The following is a 19,779-nucleotide window of genomic DNA, read 5'->3' as shown; positions in this document are numbered from 1 at the left end:
GGACGTCCGATCCTGATCAACCGCCCGCGCTTTCCTTCCAGTAGTTCTCGATCTGCTGAACAAGATCGGCAGGCAGCGGGACGTAGTTCAGCCCCTCGGCGGTCGAATGTCCGTTTTCCAGCGACCAACGGAAGAAGTCGAGGGCCGCGCGCGCACCCTCCGGATTGTGCGGCCGCCTTTCCATCAATACGAAGGACGTTGCGGCGATCGGATAGGCATCGTCTTCTGCCGAATTCGTCATGATTAGATAGAAGTCGCGCGAACCTTTCCAGTCCGCCCGATCCGCCGCCTTCTGAAAGCTCTTGGTGGCTGGGCTTATGAAGCGACCGGCGCTGTTCCGCACCAGGCCGAACGCCAGATTGTTCTTCACGGCGTAGGCGTATTCGACGTAGCTGATGGCATTGCCGAGTTGCCCGATTAGCGCGGCCACGCCTTCATTGCCCTTCGCACCATAGCCGATCGGCCACTCGACGATGGCGCCTTCACCAATTTTCGCGCGCCACTCGGGGCTGACCTTCGAAAGATAGTCGGCAAAGTTGAAGGTCGTGCCGGAGCCGTCCGTTCGGTGGATCACCGAGATATTTGCCGCGGGCAACTTCACATCAGGATTAAGCTCGCGCAAAGCCGGATCGTTCCACTTCGTGATTTTTCCGAGAAAGATGTCGGCCAGGACCGGGCCGGTGAAGTGCAACTCGCCGGAGTTCACCCCCGACACGTTCACGACCGGTACCACGCCGCCGATCACCAGCGGAAACTGCATCAGACCGAACTTGGCAAGCTCATCCGGTGTCAGGGGCATATCGGAAGCGCCAAAGTCGACCCGCGCCTTCTTGATCTGGGCAATGCCGGCACCGGAGCCGACGGACTCATAGGCTACGCGGTTGCCGGTCTTCGCGCCGTAGTCGGCCGCCCACTTGCTAAGAATCGGGGCCACAAACGAAGAACCTGCGCCATGCGTTTCCCCCGCCACGGCGCTACTTGCGATGCAGGACGCGAGGATCGTGGTTGCCGCAATTAGCCGCTTGATCATGCGCACACCCACCGTTGCTGGACCCAGTCAAAGCCGGAGACGGCGCCAGACGTCGCAAGCCTCGGCCGATGCACCGCGAATAGACCGGCGAACACCGCGAACTTTCATCTTCGCGGTTGGACAACCTGTCCATTATTCGTTAATAGTGGAATTATGGAAACGCAAGCAGAAATTTTACGACGGCAAGGGGTAGCGATGACGCTGGAATGGACCTTCGTGAATTTGCTGATCCAGGCTCTGGCTGGATTCTTGGGAGCGCAAGGTGCTGCGATTGCAGCTCACGAACATCGGTTTGGCTTTGTCGGCCATAGCCTTGTCGGCCTCGCAGCCGGAACACTGAGCGGTTGCTTTCTCCAGATACCGGCGATGACGGCCGTGATGGGAAACGGCACGACTATGCCGGTTACAGCGCCGGAGGCCGTCATGCTGCAAGCGCTCACAGGAGCCGTTGCCGGCTGCATCGCGATGCTCCTTGTCGGCTTCATCCGGCATGAAATTTCGAAGCGGTAGCCGGTGCAAAGAGCTTCCCTTGACAGGACTTCGTGATTTCCATAACTCTGGATGTATGGAAAATGAACAGGCTGTCCTGGCGCTCGCCGCCCTCGCCCAATCCACGCGGTTGCAGGCGTTCCAAATTCTTGTGAAACACGAACCCGAGGGGCTTGCCGCCGGCGATCTCGCGCGCCTCCTCGAAGTCCCGGCCAATACGCTATCGGCTCACCTTTCGGTCCTGTCGCGCGCCGGCCTTGTGACGTCCGAGCGCTATAGCCGCTCGATCGTCTACCGCGCCAACCTGGACGCGTTTCGGGACCTCGCGGTGTTTTTGCTGCGGGACTGCTGCGGCGGACGACCGGAGGTCTGCATGCCGGTCGTCGCGAGTTTGCAGCCCTGCTGTCCGCCCAAGCGAAAGGAGCGAAGCCGTGTCTGAGCGCGTCTACAATGTCCTGTTTCTTTGCACCGGCAACTCAGCGCGGTCGGTCCTCGCGGAATCGATCCTTCGCAAGGACGGGGCCGGGCGGTTTCGCGCCTTCTCCGCCGGCAGCACGCCCAAAGGCACGGTTCACCCACTGGCTTTGCGCGTCCTCCAGCGCATGAACTACCCGACCGACGGCATGCGCTCGAAGAGCTGGATGGAGTTTGCTAGTCCCGACGCTCCGGTGATGGATTTCATTTTCACGGTCTGCGACAACGCCGCCGGCGAAGCCTGTCCCATCTGGCCCGGCCAACCGACCACCGCGCATTGGGGCATCGAAGACCCCGCCGAGGCCGAAGGCACGGAGCTTGAAAGAGAGGCTGCGTTCACCACGGCCTTCCGCTATCTCAAGAATCGGATCGGCACCTTCGTCAGCCTTCCCATGGGCAGCATCGATGTCTTCAAGGGTCCGGCGCTGGACACCATGGACAAGCACATACTCGACGCCAAGCTGAGGGAGATCGGCCAGCTTCCGGGAGCGACCGATCCAAGACCAAAGGTCGGCTGACATGGACACGTTCGACCTGCCTCGGCGCTTGGCTGCGGAAGCGCTCGGAACGGGCGTTCTCGTCGCCACGGTCGTCGGGTCCGGCATCATGGCCGAGACGCTGACCAAGGACGTCGCTCTCGCCCTCCTCTGCAACACGCTCCCGACGGGAGCGATCCTCGTCGTGCTGATCACCGTCCTGGGGCCGATCTCGGGCGCACATTTCAATCCCGCGGTTACGCTTGTCTTCACGGGCAAGCGCGAACTGCCGCCTCAGGAAGCCCTTCTCTACGTCGGCGCGCAGATCGCGGGCGGCATCGCTGGCACGATGGCGGCGCACCTCATGTTCGCTCTTCCCCTGATCGAGCTCTCGACGAAGGTCCGCACCGGCGGAGCGCAATGGTTCGCGGAAGCCGTCGCAGCGTTCGGACTGGTCGCGACGATCCTCGCCGGCATCCGCTTCCAGCGCGCGGCGGTGCCGTGGCTGGTCGGTCTCTACATCACGGCGGCGTACTGGTTCACCGCTTCGACCTCGTTCGCCAATCCGGCGGTGGCGATCGCGCGCTCGTTGACGAACACCTTTTCCGGCATTCGCCCGGTGGACCTGCCGGGCTTCATTCTCGCCGAATTGGTCGGCGCATTCGCGGGCATGCTTTTGATGACCTGGATGCTGGGGCGCCCGAAGGCGCGCGGCCCGGTACCGATCGCGGAGACACCGAGATGACCGTCACGATCTATCACAACCCCGACTGCGGCACGTCGCGCAACACCCTGGCCATGATTCGCCAAAGCGGCGAAGAGCCTACCGTGATCGAATACCTGAAGACGCCGCCCAGCCGCGAGAAGCTGGTGAAACTGATCGCGGCCATGGGGATCCCGGTGCGCGCCCTGCTGCGCGAGAAGGGCACGCCCTACAAGGAGCTCGGCCTCCAGGATTCGAAATGGACCGACGACGATCTGCTCGACTTCATGGTGAAGCATCCGATCCTGATCAACCGCCCGATCGTCGTCACGCCGAAGGGAGTGAAGCTCTGCCGACCGTCCGAGGCCGTGCTGGAGATCCTGCCCAACGGCAAAATCGGTCGATTCGTGAAGGAAGACGGTGAAGTGATTGATGCCTGAGTTGACTGACCTGCCGAACCTCTCCTCGGCCGCCGTATCGCTTCCCGATCTGAACCGCTTAAGGCCCGTACCGTCCACGCATAAACCCCGGATCCTGCTGTTGTACGGATCTCTGCGGCAGCGCTCGTTCAGCCGCTTCGCAGCCGAGGAAGCCGCGCGGCTCCTGGAGGCGTTCGGCGCGGAATGCCGGATCTTCAACCCGTCCGGTCTGCCGCTGCCGGATGATGCGCCAGCCGATCACCCGAAGGTCGCCGAATTGCGCGAATTGACGGCGTGGTCCGAAGGACAAGTCTGGAGCAGCCCGGAGCGCCACGGCAGCATCACGGGGATCATGAAGGCGCAGATCGACTGGATTCCGCTGTCGATCGGGGCCGTGCGGCCGACCCAGGGCAAGACGCTCGCCCTCATGCAGGTGAGCGGCGGCTCGCAGTCCTTCAACGCGGTCAACCAGCTTCGGCTGCTCGGTCGCTGGATGCGCATGATCACGATTCCGAACCAGTCGTCCGTGGCTAAGGCCTATGAGCAGTTCGACGAGGCGGGACGCATGAAGCCGTCGCCCTATTACGACCGTATCGTCGACGTCATGGAAGAGCTGATGAAGTTCACGCTGCTGACGCGCGACTGTTCACCGTACCTCACCGACCGGTACAGCGAACGCAAGGAAGAGGCCGCGAAGTTGCAGGAGCGGCTCGCCTTAAAGAGCGCTTTATGAGCGATGCCGGAGGCGGCCGCTAAAGCCTGAAGGCCGTATCGAAGGGGCAGTAGTCGATCGGCGAATCGGGAGCGAGGTCGTCGAGCTCGGCCGGGATGCTGGCCAGGCCGTCGGCGACGACGAGCGGCCAGAGGCGAGCCGAACCTCCGCGGCCGAGCTTTTCGAGAAGAGGCGCGCCGCAGTCCGCTACGCCGGACGCACGGACCGGCACGAACTCCCGGCGGCCGGCGCGATGGCCGAACTTCTCCATGGTCCGTCCCACGATCGTCCGCGGCCCCGGTCCCTCTCCTCCGGCGAGGCCCCGGAGCATCGGCCTGGCGAAGAGCAGCGCTCCGACGAGCGAAGCGAACGGATTTCCGGGGAGCGCGAGAATCGCCATCCTGCCGATGCTGCCGACCGCCAGAGGCTTGCCGGGTTTGAGGGCGAGCGAGAGTTTCGCGCAGGCGCCGCCTGCGTCGAGGGTCGCTGCGACGACGTGGTCCGCGTCGCTGCCCGAAACGCCCCCCGAGCAGATCAGGAGATCGTAGGAACGGGCCATCTGCGCGAGCCGTCGCGCCAAACGTCCGCAGTCGTCGCGGCAACGGCCCAGCGGCGTCAGCCGACGCGCCTGGCCATCTTCCGCCTTTTGGTGAGGCACGAACCGGTCGGGATCACCGCGGGGGTCATCGCCGACACCATCGGCGCCCCCCACAACACCCTCTCCAGCCATCTCGCCATCCTGGTGCGGGCGGGCCTCCTTCGCTCCTCACGCGAGGGCCGGACCATCATCTACCAGTCCGACGTGGAGGGCATGCGGTCAGTGATCGCGTTCTTGGTCAATGACTGCTGTGATGGCCATCCGGAGCTCTGCAACCTCGTCGCCGCCGACGCCGCGGCATGCTGCGCGCCTGGGACGGCGAAGCCGGCAAAGAAGGCGGTCAAGCGGAAGGGCTGATCCAGTGACCTGGACGCTTTGGGGACTGGCGGTCCAGACGCTCGCAGGATTCCTGGGCGGGCACGCGGCGGCGAGCGCCGCCCACGAACACCGATTCGGGTTTATCGGTCTCGCCGGTGCGCCCTCAATCGAACCGATCCGTCCTATTTGTACGCCACAGCTACCCAGCAGCCATACCTTCGTACTTAATTTCTTTCTCGCTGGATCAGCCTACGATCTTATTGCCTCAGACCGATCATGGTTCGGGACGGAGGCATGCGCGGCAAGGACGAAAAGACTCGGATTGAGGCATTTGAGTCGGCAGATTCCAGCAAAATGCCGTGCGCGGCGAAGCGCCATCGAAAGAACCGTGGCGTGCCGCCGCCCGCGACGTTCGATATCGATACGCTGCCCGGCAGCTCTAATTTGACGGCATTGGAGGCAGCTGCCGTTATCCGGCGCACGCCCGGCGCGCTGGAGCAGTGGCGGCGGGATCCGAACCACTCACTGAATGGCGCTACGTCGACGGCCGGCCGCTCTATCGTGTCGACGCGGTGCGCGACTATCTGGCCGGGTGAGATAAGACCAACTAGGACGGCTCAGCCGCATAATGCTCACGGAGACGGCCGAGGAGCTCGGCCTTGATCGGGTCAAGCGGATTTGTCCGCTGCAGGCGCACGATTTTGCCGACCCGTTTCGCGCCGATCAACTCCGCAATGTAGTCGTGAGCCGCTTCGAACGCCATCTTGCGGATGATCCACTGTTCGTCGTGATTGTAAACCTGATCGATTCCGCTTGGCTTTTGCCCAACACACAGCCGCTGGATTTCGTTGTCGTAGCCACTGCGTGACATGATGGTGCGCAAGCTGCGCCTTAAGTCATGCATGGTGAACTTGGCGACGCTCGCTTCCTTGACCAAGCGGTTGACCATCTTGGTGAAGCCGGACATCTGGCCGCCGGTCTTTGGTGACGGAAAGACATAGTCGGAGGTTGCCCGCTGGAAATGCTTCGCGGCCATGAGCACCTCGTCAACCAGGTGAGTGCGCGGCACATCGTGGTGCAGGCCCATCTTGGTCCATGCCGCATCGAAGGTAATCCGGTCGTCCATGATGTGCTTTCGCCACTCGATCATGGTCGGCTCGCTGCGGCGCGGGCCGCCGAGCAGGCACATGCGGGTCAGGAGACCGAACGTCCCGAGCTTGCCGGACGCATCCCAAACCTTGATGATTTCCTCATCGGTCAGCGCGCGGCCCTTCGTTCGGCGTCCGACCCGTTGCGCGCGGGTTTCCTTGGGCGCGCGATAGCCGGCGAGCACGTTGTGCTCGACATAGCCCTCGCCGACGCACCATTCGAGCAAGGTATGGACGTGCTTGCGCAAGTCCTTGGCTGCACCGCGCTTGCCGGTCTTGGCAATCTTGTCGACCGCAGCCATGATCTGCCGTCGCGTCAGGTCCCCCACGCCGCTCTCGGCGTGATCCTTGAGCCCGCGCCGCAGCGCCGACATTGCTGGCTTCCAGTTGACGACTTGACGTTCGGTCAAGGACGTCTGGTAGGGGCCATCTTCAACAATGAGGGTGCCCAAAAGAGAAGTCCCGGCGGAGCGGCCAGGTTAGACTAGCGTACAAAACCGTAGTTCTGGTGCTGAGGGAAATCACCGACACTATGGACTGCTGTTTGTCTCTAGTATGAGAGACGCCTCTACCTGCCGGGAGCAAGCAAGCACCGATCCGGTTCACCGCGACTTCTGGTTACGTCAGATGGAGAAATGGCTGGCGCGAGCGGAAACACCCGATACTGCCGTGACCCATAAGGTTCGGCAGAATCGGCTGGTTCCAACACCTGCAAAGGACGCGAACAAGCCCTAGCGGCCGGCCTGTGCTTTCGGACAGGGCTGCTACTGCATGCGGACGCTTCAGGCCATCTAGCAGCATGTCTGGAGTTTGGGGTAGATCGGAAGTCGCTGGCAGCGCGCCAAACCGACGCGATTGACCCCAGAGAGGACGTTGGCCTCTACCGCGGTCCAATGCTCCGGAGCCGACTTCCTGCCATGGCGCAAAACTGTCGACCACCGCGTTTGGCGATGGCGTGAAAATCCATATCGTTGCCTGCGCAAGACGGACAAGACGCAGCCGCGGCAGAGGCTCGGCACCGTGACGGCACTCGTAAACAGCGCCCCTCGCGCGTTAACTGCCCATTAACCAACGCAGCCTAGCCTGCTGTAATCGTCCAGCCATCACTAGCTCGAAATGCCTTCCCGGTTCGCTCCAGGAGCAGCGTTGATGTGCGTTGAGTTGTTGACGTATGCCGATCTCAGTGCCCGCCTCGATATCTCCCGAGAGGCCGCTCGTTCGCTGGCGAGACGCCGCCGGTTGCCGCGCTCGCGGTCGGAGGACGGCAAGGCCCTGGTGAGCGTTGATTTCTCCGAGCTCCGCTACACACCCCTGCCCACGACGCGCCCGCCGGGCAGACCCGATCGATGCTCCCTGGCAAAGATCGAGGCCGTCAAGATCGAGGCATTCAAGGCGGAGGTCGCGCGGCTCGAAGCAGTAGCAGCCGGCAACAGGGCAGATTTCGAGCGCGAGCGCGAGCGAGCCGATCGCCTCGCCGTCGAGCTGATGCAGGCGGCCGCCAAGACGGCGGCAGCCGATGCGTGGGCGGCACGATTGGAAGACGAAGTGGCGCTTCTGCGGACCGGTCGCCAGGCGGGCGGCGCGATCGCGGGACATGCCGCGCGTCGATTGGGACATCTCGCCGCTGCGATCGTGGAAGCAGACCGCGCGGCTTGCAGGTAGCGCTCGATACTCATCTTCATCCCCGGCTTGCCGGAGCAATCACGAGGGAAGCATGACTGGCATCACCGATGTCCACGAAATGAAGGCCCGCATCGTCGTGTTCGGGGTCGGCGGCGCCGGCGGCAATGCGGTCAACAACATGATCACGGCCGGGCTGCAAGGGGTCGAGTTCGTGGTCGCCAATACCGACGCGCAGGCGCTGGCCATGTCGAAGGCGAGGCGCCTGATCCAGCTCGGCACAAAGGTAACCGCAGGCCTCGGCGCCGGCTCGCAGCCGGAATTGGGACGCGCCGCAGCCGAAGAGGCGATCGATACGATCCGCGATCAATTGACCGGCGCACACATGGTGTTCGTGACGGCCGGCATGGGCGGCGGCACCGGCACCGGAGCTGCACCCATCGTCGCCAGGACCGCGCGCGAGCTCGGCATTCTCACGATCGGCGTGGTCACCAAGCCGTTCTACTTCGAGGGCCAGCGCCGCATGCGCTTTGCCGAAGCCGGCATCGAGGAGTTGCTGAAGACGGTCGACACCCTGCTGATCATCCCGAACCAGAACCTATTCCGGGTGGCCAACGAGAAGACCACATTCGCCGATGCCTTCGCCCTTGCCGACCAAGTGCTTTATTCGGGCGTGGCCTGCATCAGCGACCTCATCGTCAAGGAAGGCCTGATCAACCTCGATTTTGCCGACGTTCTCTCTGTCATGAAGGAGAAGGGCAAGGCCATGATGGGACGGGGCGAGGCTTCCGGCGAGAAGCGCGTGCTTGCCGCCGCCGTGGCCGCGATTTCCAATCCGTTGATCGAGAATCCCTCTATCAAGCGCGCCAGTGGCCTCATCATCTCCATCACCGGCGGCAAGGATCTCATGCTGTACGAGGTCGACGAAGCCGCGACCCGCATTCGCGACGAGGCTGATCCGGACGCCAACATCATCGTCGGCGCGTCGTTTGATGACAGCCTCGAAGGCATCGTCCGCGTCTCAGTCGTGGCGACCGGAATCGATAATCTCAACCCGGCACAGCAGGCGCAACCGGTGGAAACCGCACTCACGCAGCTCGCCGGCAGGCTGCGCAACGACGGCCGCCGCATCGCCGATCGAATCGAGCGCAGCGCTCCCCTTCCGCAAGTGGAAAGCCCAACGCTCCGCCCCCAGCCGCACCACCCCGTGGGGCCACCGGGAAGGCCGAGTCTGGATTATGCGCGCCACGCAGCCGACCGGCCGCTCGATCCTTACGGCCGCACCGTTGCGCACAATGCGCCCGACGAGGCCATTCTCGATATCCCGGCCTTCCTGCGCCGCGCCGCCAACTGAGCGGTGGCAGGAGCTGGAGTTACTCGTGTCCAATGCCGGACACGGACCGCGACGCGGCTCCAGAGTGCGATGAAATCAGATTTGTTCGGAGAACCACCTCTCCCCAGGGGCTCCGAACGTCAGATCTGCAGACAAGCTTCTTAAGCTTCGCAGCGCGCCGATCGCTCACGCTGCCGTGCTGCGCGGGCTCTCCGCTGTTTCCTTGTCCGCCCCCTTGTCGCGAGACAGCCACGCAGGAAAACGAAGCAGGCGTTCGTTGCTGTCTTTCGGCAGCTCGATCGCCGGTTCATCGGCCGAACTCGGGAGGTCCAGCGCGACGTGGCCTGTTCGCAGCGCATCCGCGCGCTGGTCCAGTTCGCGCAACAGGGGATCGAGCACGCTGTCGATTTCGGTCGCCACCGACACCAGGAAACTGTTGAGCTCGCGCGCCTCGGGCACGACTGCCGCAGCCGATTCGATCGCCTTGGAGAGACCATCGACGACAGGCGCAAACGCGCCGGCGGCTTGCTTGATTCGCGTCTTGATCGCTTCGATTTCAACCAAAACGCGCTCACGCTCCCGCCTTTTCTTCTCCTCCGAAAGGCGGGCTTCAATTTCAGCGATCTGGGCCATCAGGGTCGTGGCTTCGGATGCGAGTGCATCGCGTCTTCCGCGCGCGCGATCGAGATCGCGGCTGAGATTGTCCACTAAGTCGTCCTTTCCAAACATGGCTTTGCTCCGTAGGACAGCCGTTTTGGTCTGTAGGACGGCCTTGGCGCGAACCCCCAGCCTGGTAAGCGAACGGAAGGCTGGATCGGCCGAAACAGGCATCAACTTCGGTCGCGTCACATGGGCCGACATGGTGATCCCCCACTCATCAACATTAGGCGACGGCATGGTTAACAAGTGGTTAATATCAACAATTGATGCAGCAATGGGGCGCCATGCCGGGCAGCGCCGGCTCGTCTCCTCGCTGCCATCCATTTCCGCTATACTCGCTTCGGTAGCATCACCCGGTGGCGCATCCCATGGAGCACGCAGCCAAACCCGAGCCGAATAACCTTGTCATCTGTAAGCACTGACGCCTCCTTTTTCTCGGCCCTGGTCGAGAGCGACCCAAGATCTGCTCATTGGCCTTAACGAGGTCGCCATTGAGATGAGCTTGCCGTCCGACATCGATGCGGATAACGAGCTCCTTCTGCCGAGCGAACGGGCGAGACCTCACGAGATGCACAAGCATTCAGACGCGTACAATCGCGGTGATTTGGATACTATGGCCGCGACATTTGCAGAGAACGCTGTGCGGGTGACGCACAGGATCGGGACGCCATTCGCCGGAATTTCAGCGACGCTCTCAAGCTCCGACTGCATGACTATTCGGTTCAAAGAACCATCTCGCGTCCCGAAGGCACCTTCGTTTTCAAAGCCGGAACATGGCAGGCCAAGGTCGGAGATCGGTCGTTTCACGGTTATTACTCATCCATCCTTATCAGCGAAGGTGGACAGCCGAAGATAATCGAAGAAACGGTTGTAGTTGCCGCCCCCTGATTGTCTCGCGGGTGATCCCGCAGAAGCGGGCTGCAGCTTTCCGGTGGTGGCCCTGAGCCGAACAGTGGTCCGGCTGCCAGCACGTCAGCTGTCTGAGTTAGACCGGGCACGCCCCGGCGCTTGCCTCGACCGCCGGTTGCGACCCGAGGCGGTTAGCGCCGCCAGCGCAGCTTCTTCGCGCGCTTTAATGAATTAGTTACGGCTCTTTGCCAACCTTGTGGCCATTGCAAATCGTCGCGGCGGCGACACCCAATATCGAAGTTCGATTGATCAAGACCTGCTCGGTTGGCAGTCTCTTCATACGAGAGGCCGTTATGCTCAAGGGGTTCATGATTGCCGTTCTGGCAATCAATACACATCCAATGGCCAATACACCGATGCGGTCATCATGATGGCCAAGCACATTGGACACTCCTTTGATGCCTGACTGCACCTGTTGTCGACCAAGCGGGAGCATGATGAGCGAGACCAATATTCTTGACGCGCTAAACAACCATGAGTGCCCGGATCGCGGCGCGAGACAATTGCGATCCGGGCTCCGCGTCGATATCGCCGAGCATCCGACCTGCGCCGAGTGCGAAGCCCGTTTCTACATTGTGCCGCGTCGGCCACATGCCAAGGTGTTCATTCGGCAATAGCCTAGAGCCACGTCCTTTTAATGGATTTTACGGGAATTCACTTCGCTTTTCTAGGATGATTTCCCATGCATCTCGTCGCTACGCGAAAGTATGCATTTATAGCAGCTCAAACGCTTGCTGAACGTCAGGCGCGCGATAGCCTTTTTAGGTTCGCCGAGAATGAGTTCCTGCTGCATATGACTTCTGACGAAGAGCTCGGAGATGAGCGTCTGATTTGGCTCGATACGAGAGCTGCTCTGCTCTGGATCAATCAAACGACCGACGAATATGGAATGAATTGGGAGTGATCCTCAGTGCTCGAAACCCGGATTGCGCCTCGCTATCGCGTTTCGAAGCCGGCGCAGATTGAATATGGCGGCGACAAGAGCTCCTGCATTATTCGTGATCTTTCGATTACGGGCGCCGCTCTGCAGCTTTCCGATCTGAGCGCTACAATTCCCGCCGCGTTCACGTTGATCATACCTGAAGACAAACTGAAGATATCGTGCCGCGTGGTCTGGCGAAGACCATACAGGATTGGCGTAACTTTCGATTAGCGTCATCAAGAGTCCTTGCGGTCGGCCGTCGCCGTCAACAATGCGCTCGCGTCGGCGGTTGATGATCCAGCTCGGCAGCAGCGCGACCGTGCGCGGTGAAGGCCAAGGCCACGGCTTGCCATGCCGGCATCGTTGACATCACTGCTGATCCTGTAGCGGCTCTCCCACGACCGGGCACGACCGGGGGCTACTTCCGGTTCTGGGCCCTAAGCCGAACAAACGAGCGAGTCGTCGCCACGTCGGCTGCCTGAGGACCGGACCTCGCACGATTGACGTGCTGACCGCAGCTTGTGACCCATCTGCGAAATGGGCAGGTTCAGCCGACCAGCTGGCAGTGCCCGCCGATGACAGTACCGTCGCGCCTATGCGCCTTAAGCGTGCCGTCGACGCGGTTGATGAAACCTTGCCAGACAGCGGTCGGGTCGAACAGATGTAGCCAAATGTTGCCGAGCGTAAGCGCCGTCTCAAAGAACAAGTGCGTATCCGTGATGTGGACGGCCAAATTGCTTCCGAATGTCCGAGAGTGCATCGTCCCCTCGTCCAGATTAACGGTGACCTGTTCCCCGATTATGTAGACCGAGTTGCGCTCGCCACCCGTAAGGCCCCGCGCCCAGCATTTCAGATCGATCGTCTCGGCATGTGCAGCCGTTGCAGCTAGCAGCGCAGCGACGACGATGGTTGCTTTCAGCTTCACAGTTATCTCGTCGCTTTGTGACGGCCCTGTCGGGGGTTCGGACACGGCAGGACATTCGATGACTTTGCCGAAATTTCGGTGTCGCCTTCGAAGAATGTGCAGAGGACTCAGTCGTTCAGAGATGAGCACGCGGTAATAGCCATCCCATGATCTTCTGATACGCATCGCGACGACTGCGGACGAATGCGTTCTCGTTCTGCTGAGCAGCGGTCCTGGCGAACTCAGAAATGCCCTCCATAGACTGCCGTTTATCCTTCGGAAGCTTCGCCCATTGGCGAATGATCTTCCGGCGGGCTTCGCGTTGCTTTTCCCTTACGTCAGGCATCGGGACGCTCCTTGAAGAGGATTATTCCAGTCGACCTACTATTGTTTGGGCTCACTAGAAGTTCAACGTCCAATCAAGAACTCTTAGCCCCTCTGATCGTGCAGCGCTATACACGGGGCTAGTCTCATATTGGCTTTGCAGGCCCGCCGCCCTAGAATTGCGGCGATCGCAGGACGAGCGAAATGCAGTATGTTTGCGACGCGCCGAAGGGTAAGACCTGGTTTCGTATCGAGACCGAAGGTGAAGCGGCGCATGAGTCGCGCCTGATGAACCACACAGTCGAGAAATATTTCCACAACGAGCGGGAGAAGGCGGTCCAGTCCTGGCGTCCCGAGCGGCCCAACGCGATCGAGCGCGACATCGGCCTCGAGGCCCATGTACGGCGAGAGATGCCGGTTTTCCTCACGTTGCGCGACAGAGAGGGCAATGCACTGGCTACAGCGATGCTGCCACCGGGCGGCAAGGATCGCGGCAGGTTCCGGATCATCATCGTTGCCGCATCCAATGCCGATCCTTATCCCGAACAGGAGGCGGCCATCGCTGCGCTGGGAGCGCATTTCGGTCTCACACTCGATCGCCACCGCTGCTTCCCTTACGGCCGCTAAGAAGCCTGGCAAGTATCGCGCTGGATTGGAGCGACGTCGGCTCATGGCCCAGGCTGTGTGAAAAGGCTCTGTTTTCTGTGATTCGCGCGATAAGATTCCCGGTGATCTTGCGGGGCATCTGATGAAGCGCTTTGTTGAAGGATTGGATCGCGGGCAGAGCACACTGTTTCCGGCATCGCTCGACGACTATGTGACCGAGGACAACCCAGTGCGAGCGGTCGACGTGTTTGTCGACTGTCTCGATCTCGACAAGCTCGGATTTGTCGGTGTCCAGCCACTCGACACCGGCCGACCCGGCTACCATCCCGGCATGATGCTCAAGCTCTACATCTACGGCTACCTCAATCGCGTGCCGTCGAGCCGACGTCTGGAGCGGGAATGCCAGCGCAATATCGAGATGATCTGGCTGACCAGGCAACTGGCGCCGGACTTCAAGACCATCGCGGATTTCCGCAGGGACAATGGCAAGGCCATTCGTGAGGTCTGCCGCGAGTTCGTCGCGCTGTGCCGCAAGCTTGATCTGCTTGCTGCAGCGAGCGTCGCCATCGATGGATCGAAGTTCAAGGCTGTCAATGCGCGGGACAAGAACTTCACCGAGGCGAAGATGAAGCGGCGCCTCGAGCGGATCGACGAGAGCATCGCCCGCTATCTCTCGCAGCTCGAGACCGCCGATCGGCACGGCGATGCAGTGCCAGAGGCGAAGGTTGAGCGGTTGAAGGGTAAAATCGAGAAGCTCAAGGAGGAGACCGTCCGGCTCAATGCGATCAATACGGAGATGATGAAGAGCGAGGACAAGCAAATCTCGCTAACCGACGCTCGTGACCCTTCTGCGACATCCAGCGATGTTAGCATTAGCGCGACGCGGCGATGGCGGAGGATGAACGCGTTACGCCGTCACCGAGGATAATTGTTATGCGGCGTGGCATTTGAGTATCCAGCCCGGCTGCCGCGCGGAATGGTAGGTCGCTTCGAGCTGCTATTAGACGGAAGCCGGGAGCAGAGGCCGGGCGAAACTGAGTTCGTGGCCATCGGGATCAATCAGGTGGAAGTAGCGCTCACCCCATTCGGCGTCGCGGGGGACAGTAGCCGGCTGGTATCCTGCTGCAAGCGAACGGTCGTAAAGTGTGTCAACATCGGCAACATAAAAGATTATACGTCCCCACCAGGACCAGCACCGATCGGCAGGCTGGACGATGAGGTTGAGATAACTCGCTCCAACCCGAAAGCTGGTGAATGACGACTGTTCGCCGCCATGCAGGACCTCAAACCCCAAGGCGCGGTAGAATCGGACAGCCCGTGGCATTTCGTGGGTGCCGAGCGTGACCGCACTGATCCCCTCGATCATGGAAAGAACTCTCCTGCTCTATTTCCTGCGTCGTTTGTAGTTAAGACTTCTCTCCCGGTCAGAGCCCTATCACGGAAGTTTTCGAATCGACACCACAGACCAAATTGGAAATCAGCAGGATTGAATCCTCCACCAAGAGGGCGGCAATGCCGGGCAGCCGGGACCTCGTCAGAGTGCGACTGTTTCCTCGACAACATGTTTCAGCGGCGTCCCCTCAGCGGACAGGGTCATTCGCAGTTTGAGCTTGCCCCCTTTCACCGCCCCGCTTCGCACTAGGTTCTCGATTTCACGCTGCGATGTAACTCCGACATGCTTCAGAAATTTACGGATGGCCATATTGAAGCGATCTTCATCGAACTCGGCTGTCATGGCTGTTCTCCCTGATCGGGTAGGCAAAGTCTAACACGAGGTGAGCAAAGACCAAACATCGAGGCCACGCTCGCGTCGCCGCCGACTTCCTGCTTACCTGGATCGCCTACCAACCTCGACCCGGATCTGAAGACCTACACCTGGCGCTGCAATATAGGCAGTCTGAGGTGGACCGGACACGGCTGAGCGCGGTCCTCGACCGCTGCTTGTGACCCGAAGCGGCCTTGGAGGAAGCCGGCCCGCCCAGCTCTTCACCCTTGACTAACAAGCGCGCTCTATAGACACGCTCTAGGCGCACTCGTAAAGTCAGCAGCTCAGAGCAAGCGGATCCGGGCCGATGCGGCAACACGTCGAGCGGCGTCTCGCAGCAATCCTCGCGGCTGACGTCGCGGGTTACAGCAAGTTGATGGCTGCTGATGAAGAGGGCACGCTCTCGGCCTTGAAGGCGCATCGGCGCACGCTCAGCGATCCCAAAATCAAGCAGCACCACGGACGCATCTTTAAGACGATGGGAGATGGGATACTCGTCGAGTTCCCAAGCGTGGTCGATGCAGTAAAGTGCGCGCTCGAAATTCAGCGCGGGATGGCTGCGCGTAATGCGAAGATCAATCCCGACAGGCGCATCGAATTCCGGATGGGCATCAACATAGGTGACGTGATCGAGGACGGCGGCGACGTGTTCGGTGACGGTGTGAATGTCGCTGCGCGCCTTGAGGGCATTGCTACCCGCGGCGGTATCTGCGTTTCGCGCCAGGTCCTGGACCTCGTCGAGGGAAAGGTTGCTCTCTCGTGCCGTGAACTCGGCCGACAAAACCTGAAGAACATCACTCGGCCAATAGAGATTTACCGCCTTGAGCTGAACGATGGTGGATCGTTGGCGGCACAAGTTCTCGCCAAATCCGACCTCAAGCAGGAGATACGGTATTGCAGTGCGCCTGACGGCGTCCGTTTGGCGCATGCAAAGGTCGGGTCGGGGCCGCCGCTCGTGCGATCAGCCCATTGGATGGGTCATCTGGAGTACGATTGGGAGCTACCGATTTTCCGCCATAGTCTGCTCGAGCTGGCAAAATCATTTACGCTGGTTCGCTACGATGCGCGCGGCAACGGTCTCTCCGACTGGGACGTCGGCGAGATATCCTTCGATGCGTGGGTCAGCGACATGGAGACGGTGGTCGATGCCGCCGGTCTCGATCGATTTCCCTTGCTGGGATATTCGCAGGGCTGCGCAGTCTCGGTCGCCTACGCGGCAAAACACCCGGACCGCATCTCGCATTTGATCCTGTATGGAGGTTTTGCAGCCGGGATCCATAAGAGACCCAATACCACCGCCGCAGATCGCGATCGTTGGGCGGCGATGAAGACCTTGATGAAGCTTGGGTGGGGTTCGGACGACGCAACATTCCGCCAGATATTTACGTCGGCCATGATGCCGACGGCGACGCGGGAGCAGGCCGACGCATTTAACGAAATCCAGCGTCTGAGTGCGTCGCCGGAGTGCGCCGTGCGCTATCTTGAGACAGTCGGCGAGTTCGATGTTCGGCATTTGTTGCCTCAGGTACAGTCCCCTACGCTGGTGATGCACGCCCGCGGTGATCTTCGGGTGCCGATCGCCTGGGGCCGCGAAATTGCCGCTGCAATTCCAAATGCCCGTTTCGTTGCGTTGCCGGGTAAAAACCATGTCTTGCTTGAGCAGGATCCGGGGGTGGCGCAGTTCTTGGGCGAGCTGAAGAATTTCGTGAGTGGATCGGGTTGAGATCGTCGACAGCCAAGCTCGACAGTGCGACTCGTCGCGAATTTCCGCTTATGGGCCTTTGAGCTGAATAGCGGTCTGGCTGGCAGTACGTCGGCTGTCTGGCTTGGAACGGACACGCCGGGCGCTTCCCTCGACCGCCGCTCGTGACCCATCTGCGACATCATGGCCAATTTCGACCGATGACAATCCGGGCCTTCCAGCCTGGCGGTCAAGACCGATAAGATGCCTGTCTAGAGCAGCGGCGGACAATGGCAATGCCTTCAAGGACAGACGGCACGGCAAGTAACGCGAAGCGGCGCAAAGCCGCCAAGACGAAGCGCCGCATCGCCGGCTCCCTTGAGCCCACAGCGCGCGCTATCTCACCGGCGGCTTCAGCGGACTTTCGGCCCACTTGCGCGCTGCGGGATCGTGCAGCGGGTCGTCGTCGCAGGAGTTGCAAACGTATCGCTGCCGGCCCTGCGCGACGTCGTCCGGCACGGCCGTCATCGGCTTGCCGCACGCCGGGCACGGCTTCCGACTTGAGTAGAGCACTGCCATCGATATTTCCCTGCGGTGGACAGCCTAGGTCCGCACGCCGCGCTGACGCAAGCGCCTCGTAGAAGGTGCTCAGCAAAAGAGCAGACGTGCGGCTTCCCACTTGACGCACGTTCGTCGCCCTACTGAAATCCAGCTTTCAGTGATGTTGTGGGCTGACGTCATGGAAGTGTTTTACAGGGGGGTCGCCGAAATCAAATGCGACGCCTGCGACGGCTCAGGATCGTTGCCCGTCCGAGAGCCGGAGGCCGGCCGCAAGATCTATCCGGGTCGCTGCACGAAATACGGCGGCAAGGGCCGGATCCCCCAAGCCCGAGTGAGTACGAGTGGGGCGAGCGTCCGTTCGCATTCGACGCTGCATTGCGCAACGGATGTCAGTCGGAAACGCCGGTCAAGATCGCAGCGGGTAGCCAACTGAAAACTCGTGCTGGGCGGAAAAAAGGCGCCTAGGCATAGGTCAGTGGCCAAACCCGCAAGCGCCCGACGCCTATGCCGCGCCCCCCCCTGCGCTATACTCATCGCTAACTCCGCCCATGCCGCGCGAAGGGGCGCTGCCACAGCGGGAAGCGGACGCGGGATTTTCGGAGGCCGAGGTCGTCTATCGAAAGGGCCTGTACCGAGCCATACCGGCACCGGATTGCACCAACGGTCTCGCTTCAGAGCTCACTCACTCCTGGAGCACGCTGCCAGCGCGGCATGTGACGGAGCTGCTTCTCAAGCGCGGTCCCAGCCCGAGCAAAGAAAGGGAAGTGCCCCGCGAACTCAGACTTTCCATCTACACGAATGGGCGAGCTACCAGCTTGCGGCAACTTTGCTGACCCACTTTCATATTTTTCCCGAGCCGGCCTTGTGTTATTTTAGGCGACTTTTTTAGATTGCTAGAATGTAGCGATACTTCAGTGATTTGGGTGAAATAATGGCCAGGATCGCTGTTTCCCGCGAAGCATTCCGCGGTCTGTTCGCCTTGTATGCTGCCAAAGCGCACCACGATCAGAGGCACGACGGCGAGCATTGCCTCACGAAGCTGTTCAGATCCAGCGACGACATACCTGACGGTCTACTTGAGCTGTGGTCTGAGCGCGTCAACACGCTCGATCCCGAGACTGTTGGCAATGTCCTATGTCCGCGCGCGCGCGGTTGCCGATGGCCGCGTCGAATACGATCATGCCAGCGACTTCCTACATGCCTTGCTGAGAGAATTGAACGGGAAGCAGCACTGAGCGCGACGAACAAGCCCGGCCTTTGCGCCGGGCTGATCGCCAATATGGTTCGGTTCTCAGCAACCACCGATTAGAGAAGAGTGCTCGCGCTCGGTCGGTTCGGATTCCGACACTGGGACGCTTGCTTCCGAGCTGCGCATGAATGCGTTGCCTTCCGCACGCTCCTGGACACGCGCGCCATGGTGGGAAGATGCGCTTAAACGCGCAACAAGACCCTGGTAGGCAGCATTGGAAACTGCCCGCAGAGGCAGAGTACCGGGAGCATCTGGCGGCTGCGGCTTTAGCTCATTGAGCTTCGATGCGACATGTCGGCAACCTGCTAGACCGGCATGGCTAATGTTCGAACTACCCGGCGGTGAGACCGGCCGTCTATGTAGGACGGAGCGGTCGCCTCGATTGTTCGTTCGACGTTTCACCTCCAAATACAGCAACGAGGCGATCACCTTCCCAAAGCTCAACATCGTGCTCGCCATACATTTGTTCGGCTCGACGTCTCGCCGCCTGCTCGTCAATGCAGTCGAGCTTTGCGGCACAAATCACGTGCCGGCTGCTGTCCACCACGAACACTTTGTACCGCATGATGCAGTCCCATCCCAAAGGGGGGACCGTCACCGTACTCGAACGTCCGTCTAAGGCCGCGCCAAACTTCAATGCATGCGCGCGGAACTTTGTACCTGTGGCAATTCCGCTATACTAGCTCGCTAGACCTCATCGACGGCGCGACGACGGATCAGGCAAACCAGGATAGTGCGCTTCAGTGGCGCAATCTCACCGCGTGCCGAAGCGAGCGGATCGAGCTCAAAATAGAGAGCATCCCCAGCATCATCAGTAGAACGCCAAGCCAAGTTGCCGTCCGGCTCGGCGCCTCGTTACGAGCCTCTGCAGTGAGCAC

Annotated in this window: 21 protein-coding genes and 3 pseudogenes; 14 read left to right on the top strand and 10 right to left on the bottom strand. The window is 61.0% G+C overall.

Going from position 1 to position 19,779, the window contains the following annotated elements:
* Positions 1-16 precede the first annotated feature (16 nt).
* Positions 17-1,030: a phosphate ABC transporter substrate-binding protein PstS gene (gene pstS / locus YUA_RS0139150; RefSeq protein WP_027535517.1), complete on the bottom strand. Its 1,014-nt coding sequence runs from the start codon at positions 1,028-1,030 to the stop codon at positions 17-19.
* A 195-nt stretch (positions 1,031-1,225) separates the two neighbouring features.
* Here pstS and YUA_RS0139145 point away from each other — a divergent pair, with 195 nt between their 5' ends.
* From YUA_RS0139145 to arsH, 6 genes are read left to right on the top strand one after another with little or no spacing between them, the layout of a single operon-like run.
* The gene (locus YUA_RS0139145) at positions 1,226-1,540 is read left to right on the top strand and encodes a hypothetical protein (protein ID WP_027535516.1); all 315 of its coding nucleotides are present in this window, start codon (positions 1,226-1,228) and stop codon (positions 1,538-1,540) included.
* 55 nt (positions 1,541-1,595) lie between these two features.
* Positions 1,596-1,958 carry a helix-turn-helix transcriptional regulator gene (locus YUA_RS0139140; RefSeq protein ID WP_027535515.1) on the top strand — a complete coding sequence of 121 codons (363 nt, stop codon included), beginning with the start codon at positions 1,596-1,598 and terminating at the stop codon, positions 1,956-1,958.
* A complete protein-coding gene (locus YUA_RS0139135; RefSeq protein ID WP_027535514.1) occupies positions 1,951-2,511 on the top strand; it encodes an arsenate reductase ArsC in 561 nt (186 codons plus the stop codon). The genes YUA_RS0139140 and YUA_RS0139135 overlap by 8 nt, the downstream gene beginning before the upstream one ends.
* Position 2,512: 1 nt before the next feature.
* Complete coding sequence (locus YUA_RS0139130) at positions 2,513-3,214, top strand: MIP/aquaporin family protein (protein WP_027535513.1); 702 nt, start codon at positions 2,513-2,515, stop codon at positions 3,212-3,214.
* Positions 3,211-3,612, top strand: a complete 402-nt coding sequence (gene arsC, locus YUA_RS0139125) for an arsenate reductase (glutaredoxin) (protein WP_027535512.1) — start codon at positions 3,211-3,213, stop codon at positions 3,610-3,612. The genes YUA_RS0139130 and arsC overlap by 4 nt, the downstream gene beginning before the upstream one ends.
* A complete protein-coding gene (gene arsH / locus YUA_RS0139120; protein WP_027535511.1) occupies positions 3,605-4,324 on the top strand; it encodes an arsenical resistance protein ArsH in 720 nt (239 codons plus the stop codon). The genes arsC and arsH overlap by 8 nt, the downstream gene beginning before the upstream one ends.
* Before the next feature lie 19 nt (positions 4,325-4,343).
* Here the strand turns inward: arsH and YUA_RS52205 are convergent, their stop codons facing one another.
* Positions 4,344-4,574 (bottom strand): hypothetical protein, encoded by a 231-nt coding sequence (locus YUA_RS52205; RefSeq protein ID WP_245285375.1) that lies wholly within the window; start codon positions 4,572-4,574, stop codon positions 4,344-4,346.
* A gap of 111 nt (positions 4,575-4,685) precedes the next feature.
* Positions 4,686-4,862 (bottom strand): annotated as a pseudogene (locus YUA_RS52890) (molybdopterin-binding protein); the annotation flags it as partial.
* Here YUA_RS52890 and YUA_RS46480 point away from each other — a divergent pair.
* Complete coding sequence (locus YUA_RS46480; RefSeq protein WP_371259944.1) at positions 4,800-5,258, top strand: ArsR/SmtB family transcription factor; 459 nt, start codon at positions 4,800-4,802, stop codon at positions 5,256-5,258. The pseudogene YUA_RS52890 and the gene YUA_RS46480 overlap by 63 nt on opposite strands.
* A gap of 568 nt (positions 5,259-5,826) precedes the next feature.
* Here the strand turns inward: YUA_RS46480 and YUA_RS46475 are convergent.
* Positions 5,827-6,819: pseudogene (locus tag YUA_RS46475) on the bottom strand (tyrosine-type recombinase/integrase); the annotation flags it as partial.
* Positions 6,820-7,516: 697 nt separating this feature from the next.
* Here YUA_RS46475 and YUA_RS0139100 point away from each other — a divergent pair.
* Entirely contained in the window at positions 7,517-8,029 is a 513-nt protein-coding gene (locus tag YUA_RS0139100) for a hypothetical protein (RefSeq protein ID WP_027535510.1), read from the top strand.
* 52 nt (positions 8,030-8,081) lie between these two features.
* Entirely contained in the window at positions 8,082-9,341 is a 1,260-nt protein-coding gene (gene ftsZ / locus YUA_RS0139095) for a cell division protein FtsZ (protein ID WP_027535509.1), read from the top strand.
* A gap of 165 nt (positions 9,342-9,506) precedes the next feature.
* Here ftsZ and YUA_RS0139090 read toward each other — a convergent pair whose 3' ends face one another.
* Positions 9,507-10,304: a hypothetical protein gene (locus YUA_RS0139090; protein WP_245285374.1), complete on the bottom strand. Its 798-nt coding sequence runs from the start codon at positions 10,302-10,304 to the stop codon at positions 9,507-9,509.
* Between the two features lie 1,267 nt (positions 10,305-11,571).
* Here YUA_RS0139090 and YUA_RS0139085 point away from each other — a divergent pair.
* Together YUA_RS0139085 and YUA_RS49420 are read left to right on the top strand one after the other, a co-directional pair.
* A complete protein-coding gene (locus tag YUA_RS0139085) occupies positions 11,572-11,793 on the top strand; it encodes a hypothetical protein (protein WP_027535507.1) in 222 nt (73 codons plus the stop codon).
* Positions 11,794-11,799: 6 nt separating this feature from the next.
* Positions 11,800-12,042 (top strand): PilZ domain-containing protein, encoded by a 243-nt coding sequence (locus YUA_RS49420; protein WP_084293160.1) that lies wholly within the window; start codon positions 11,800-11,802, stop codon positions 12,040-12,042.
* 316 nt (positions 12,043-12,358) lie between these two features.
* Here YUA_RS49420 and YUA_RS0139080 read toward each other — a convergent pair whose 3' ends face one another.
* The gene (locus YUA_RS0139080) at positions 12,359-12,736 is read right to left on the bottom strand and encodes a hypothetical protein (protein ID WP_156947593.1); all 378 of its coding nucleotides are present in this window, start codon (positions 12,734-12,736) and stop codon (positions 12,359-12,361) included.
* 115 nt (positions 12,737-12,851) lie between these two features.
* The gene (locus YUA_RS0139075) at positions 12,852-13,061 is read right to left on the bottom strand and encodes a hypothetical protein (RefSeq protein WP_027535505.1); all 210 of its coding nucleotides are present in this window, start codon (positions 13,059-13,061) and stop codon (positions 12,852-12,854) included.
* Between the two features lie 182 nt (positions 13,062-13,243).
* Between YUA_RS0139075 and YUA_RS0139070 the strand changes: the two genes are divergently transcribed.
* Both YUA_RS0139070 and YUA_RS46470 read left to right on the top strand, forming a co-directional pair.
* Complete coding sequence (locus YUA_RS0139070) at positions 13,244-13,666, top strand: hypothetical protein (protein WP_027535504.1); 423 nt, start codon at positions 13,244-13,246, stop codon at positions 13,664-13,666.
* A 121-nt stretch (positions 13,667-13,787) separates the two neighbouring features.
* Positions 13,788-14,483 (top strand): annotated as a pseudogene (locus tag YUA_RS46470) (transposase); the annotation flags it as partial.
* A 162-nt stretch (positions 14,484-14,645) separates the two neighbouring features.
* Here YUA_RS46470 and YUA_RS0139060 read toward each other — a convergent pair.
* On the bottom strand, positions 14,646-15,011 hold the full coding sequence (locus YUA_RS0139060) for a VOC family protein (protein WP_027535503.1): 366 nt from the start codon (positions 15,009-15,011) through the stop codon (positions 14,646-14,648).
* Between the two features lie 168 nt (positions 15,012-15,179).
* On the bottom strand, positions 15,180-15,380 hold the full coding sequence (locus YUA_RS0139055) for a DUF6494 family protein (protein WP_027535502.1): 201 nt from the start codon (positions 15,378-15,380) through the stop codon (positions 15,180-15,182).
* A 337-nt stretch (positions 15,381-15,717) separates the two neighbouring features.
* Between YUA_RS0139055 and YUA_RS0139050 the strand changes: the two genes are divergently transcribed.
* Positions 15,718-17,133, top strand: a complete 1,416-nt coding sequence (locus tag YUA_RS0139050) for an alpha/beta fold hydrolase (RefSeq protein ID WP_027535501.1) — start codon at positions 15,718-15,720, stop codon at positions 17,131-17,133.
* Positions 17,134-17,487: 354 nt separating this feature from the next.
* Here the strand turns inward: YUA_RS0139050 and YUA_RS0139045 are convergent, their stop codons facing one another.
* Entirely contained in the window at positions 17,488-17,670 is a 183-nt protein-coding gene (locus tag YUA_RS0139045) for a zinc ribbon domain-containing protein (protein WP_027535500.1), read from the bottom strand.
* Between the last annotated feature and the right edge of the window lie 2,109 nt (positions 17,671-19,779).

This window comes from Bradyrhizobium sp. WSM3983 (genome assembly GCF_000473045.1).
In the GTDB taxonomy this organism is placed as follows: Bacteria; Pseudomonadota; Alphaproteobacteria; order Rhizobiales; family Xanthobacteraceae; genus Bradyrhizobium.
This window is presented reverse-complemented; position numbering and strand designations above follow the sequence as displayed.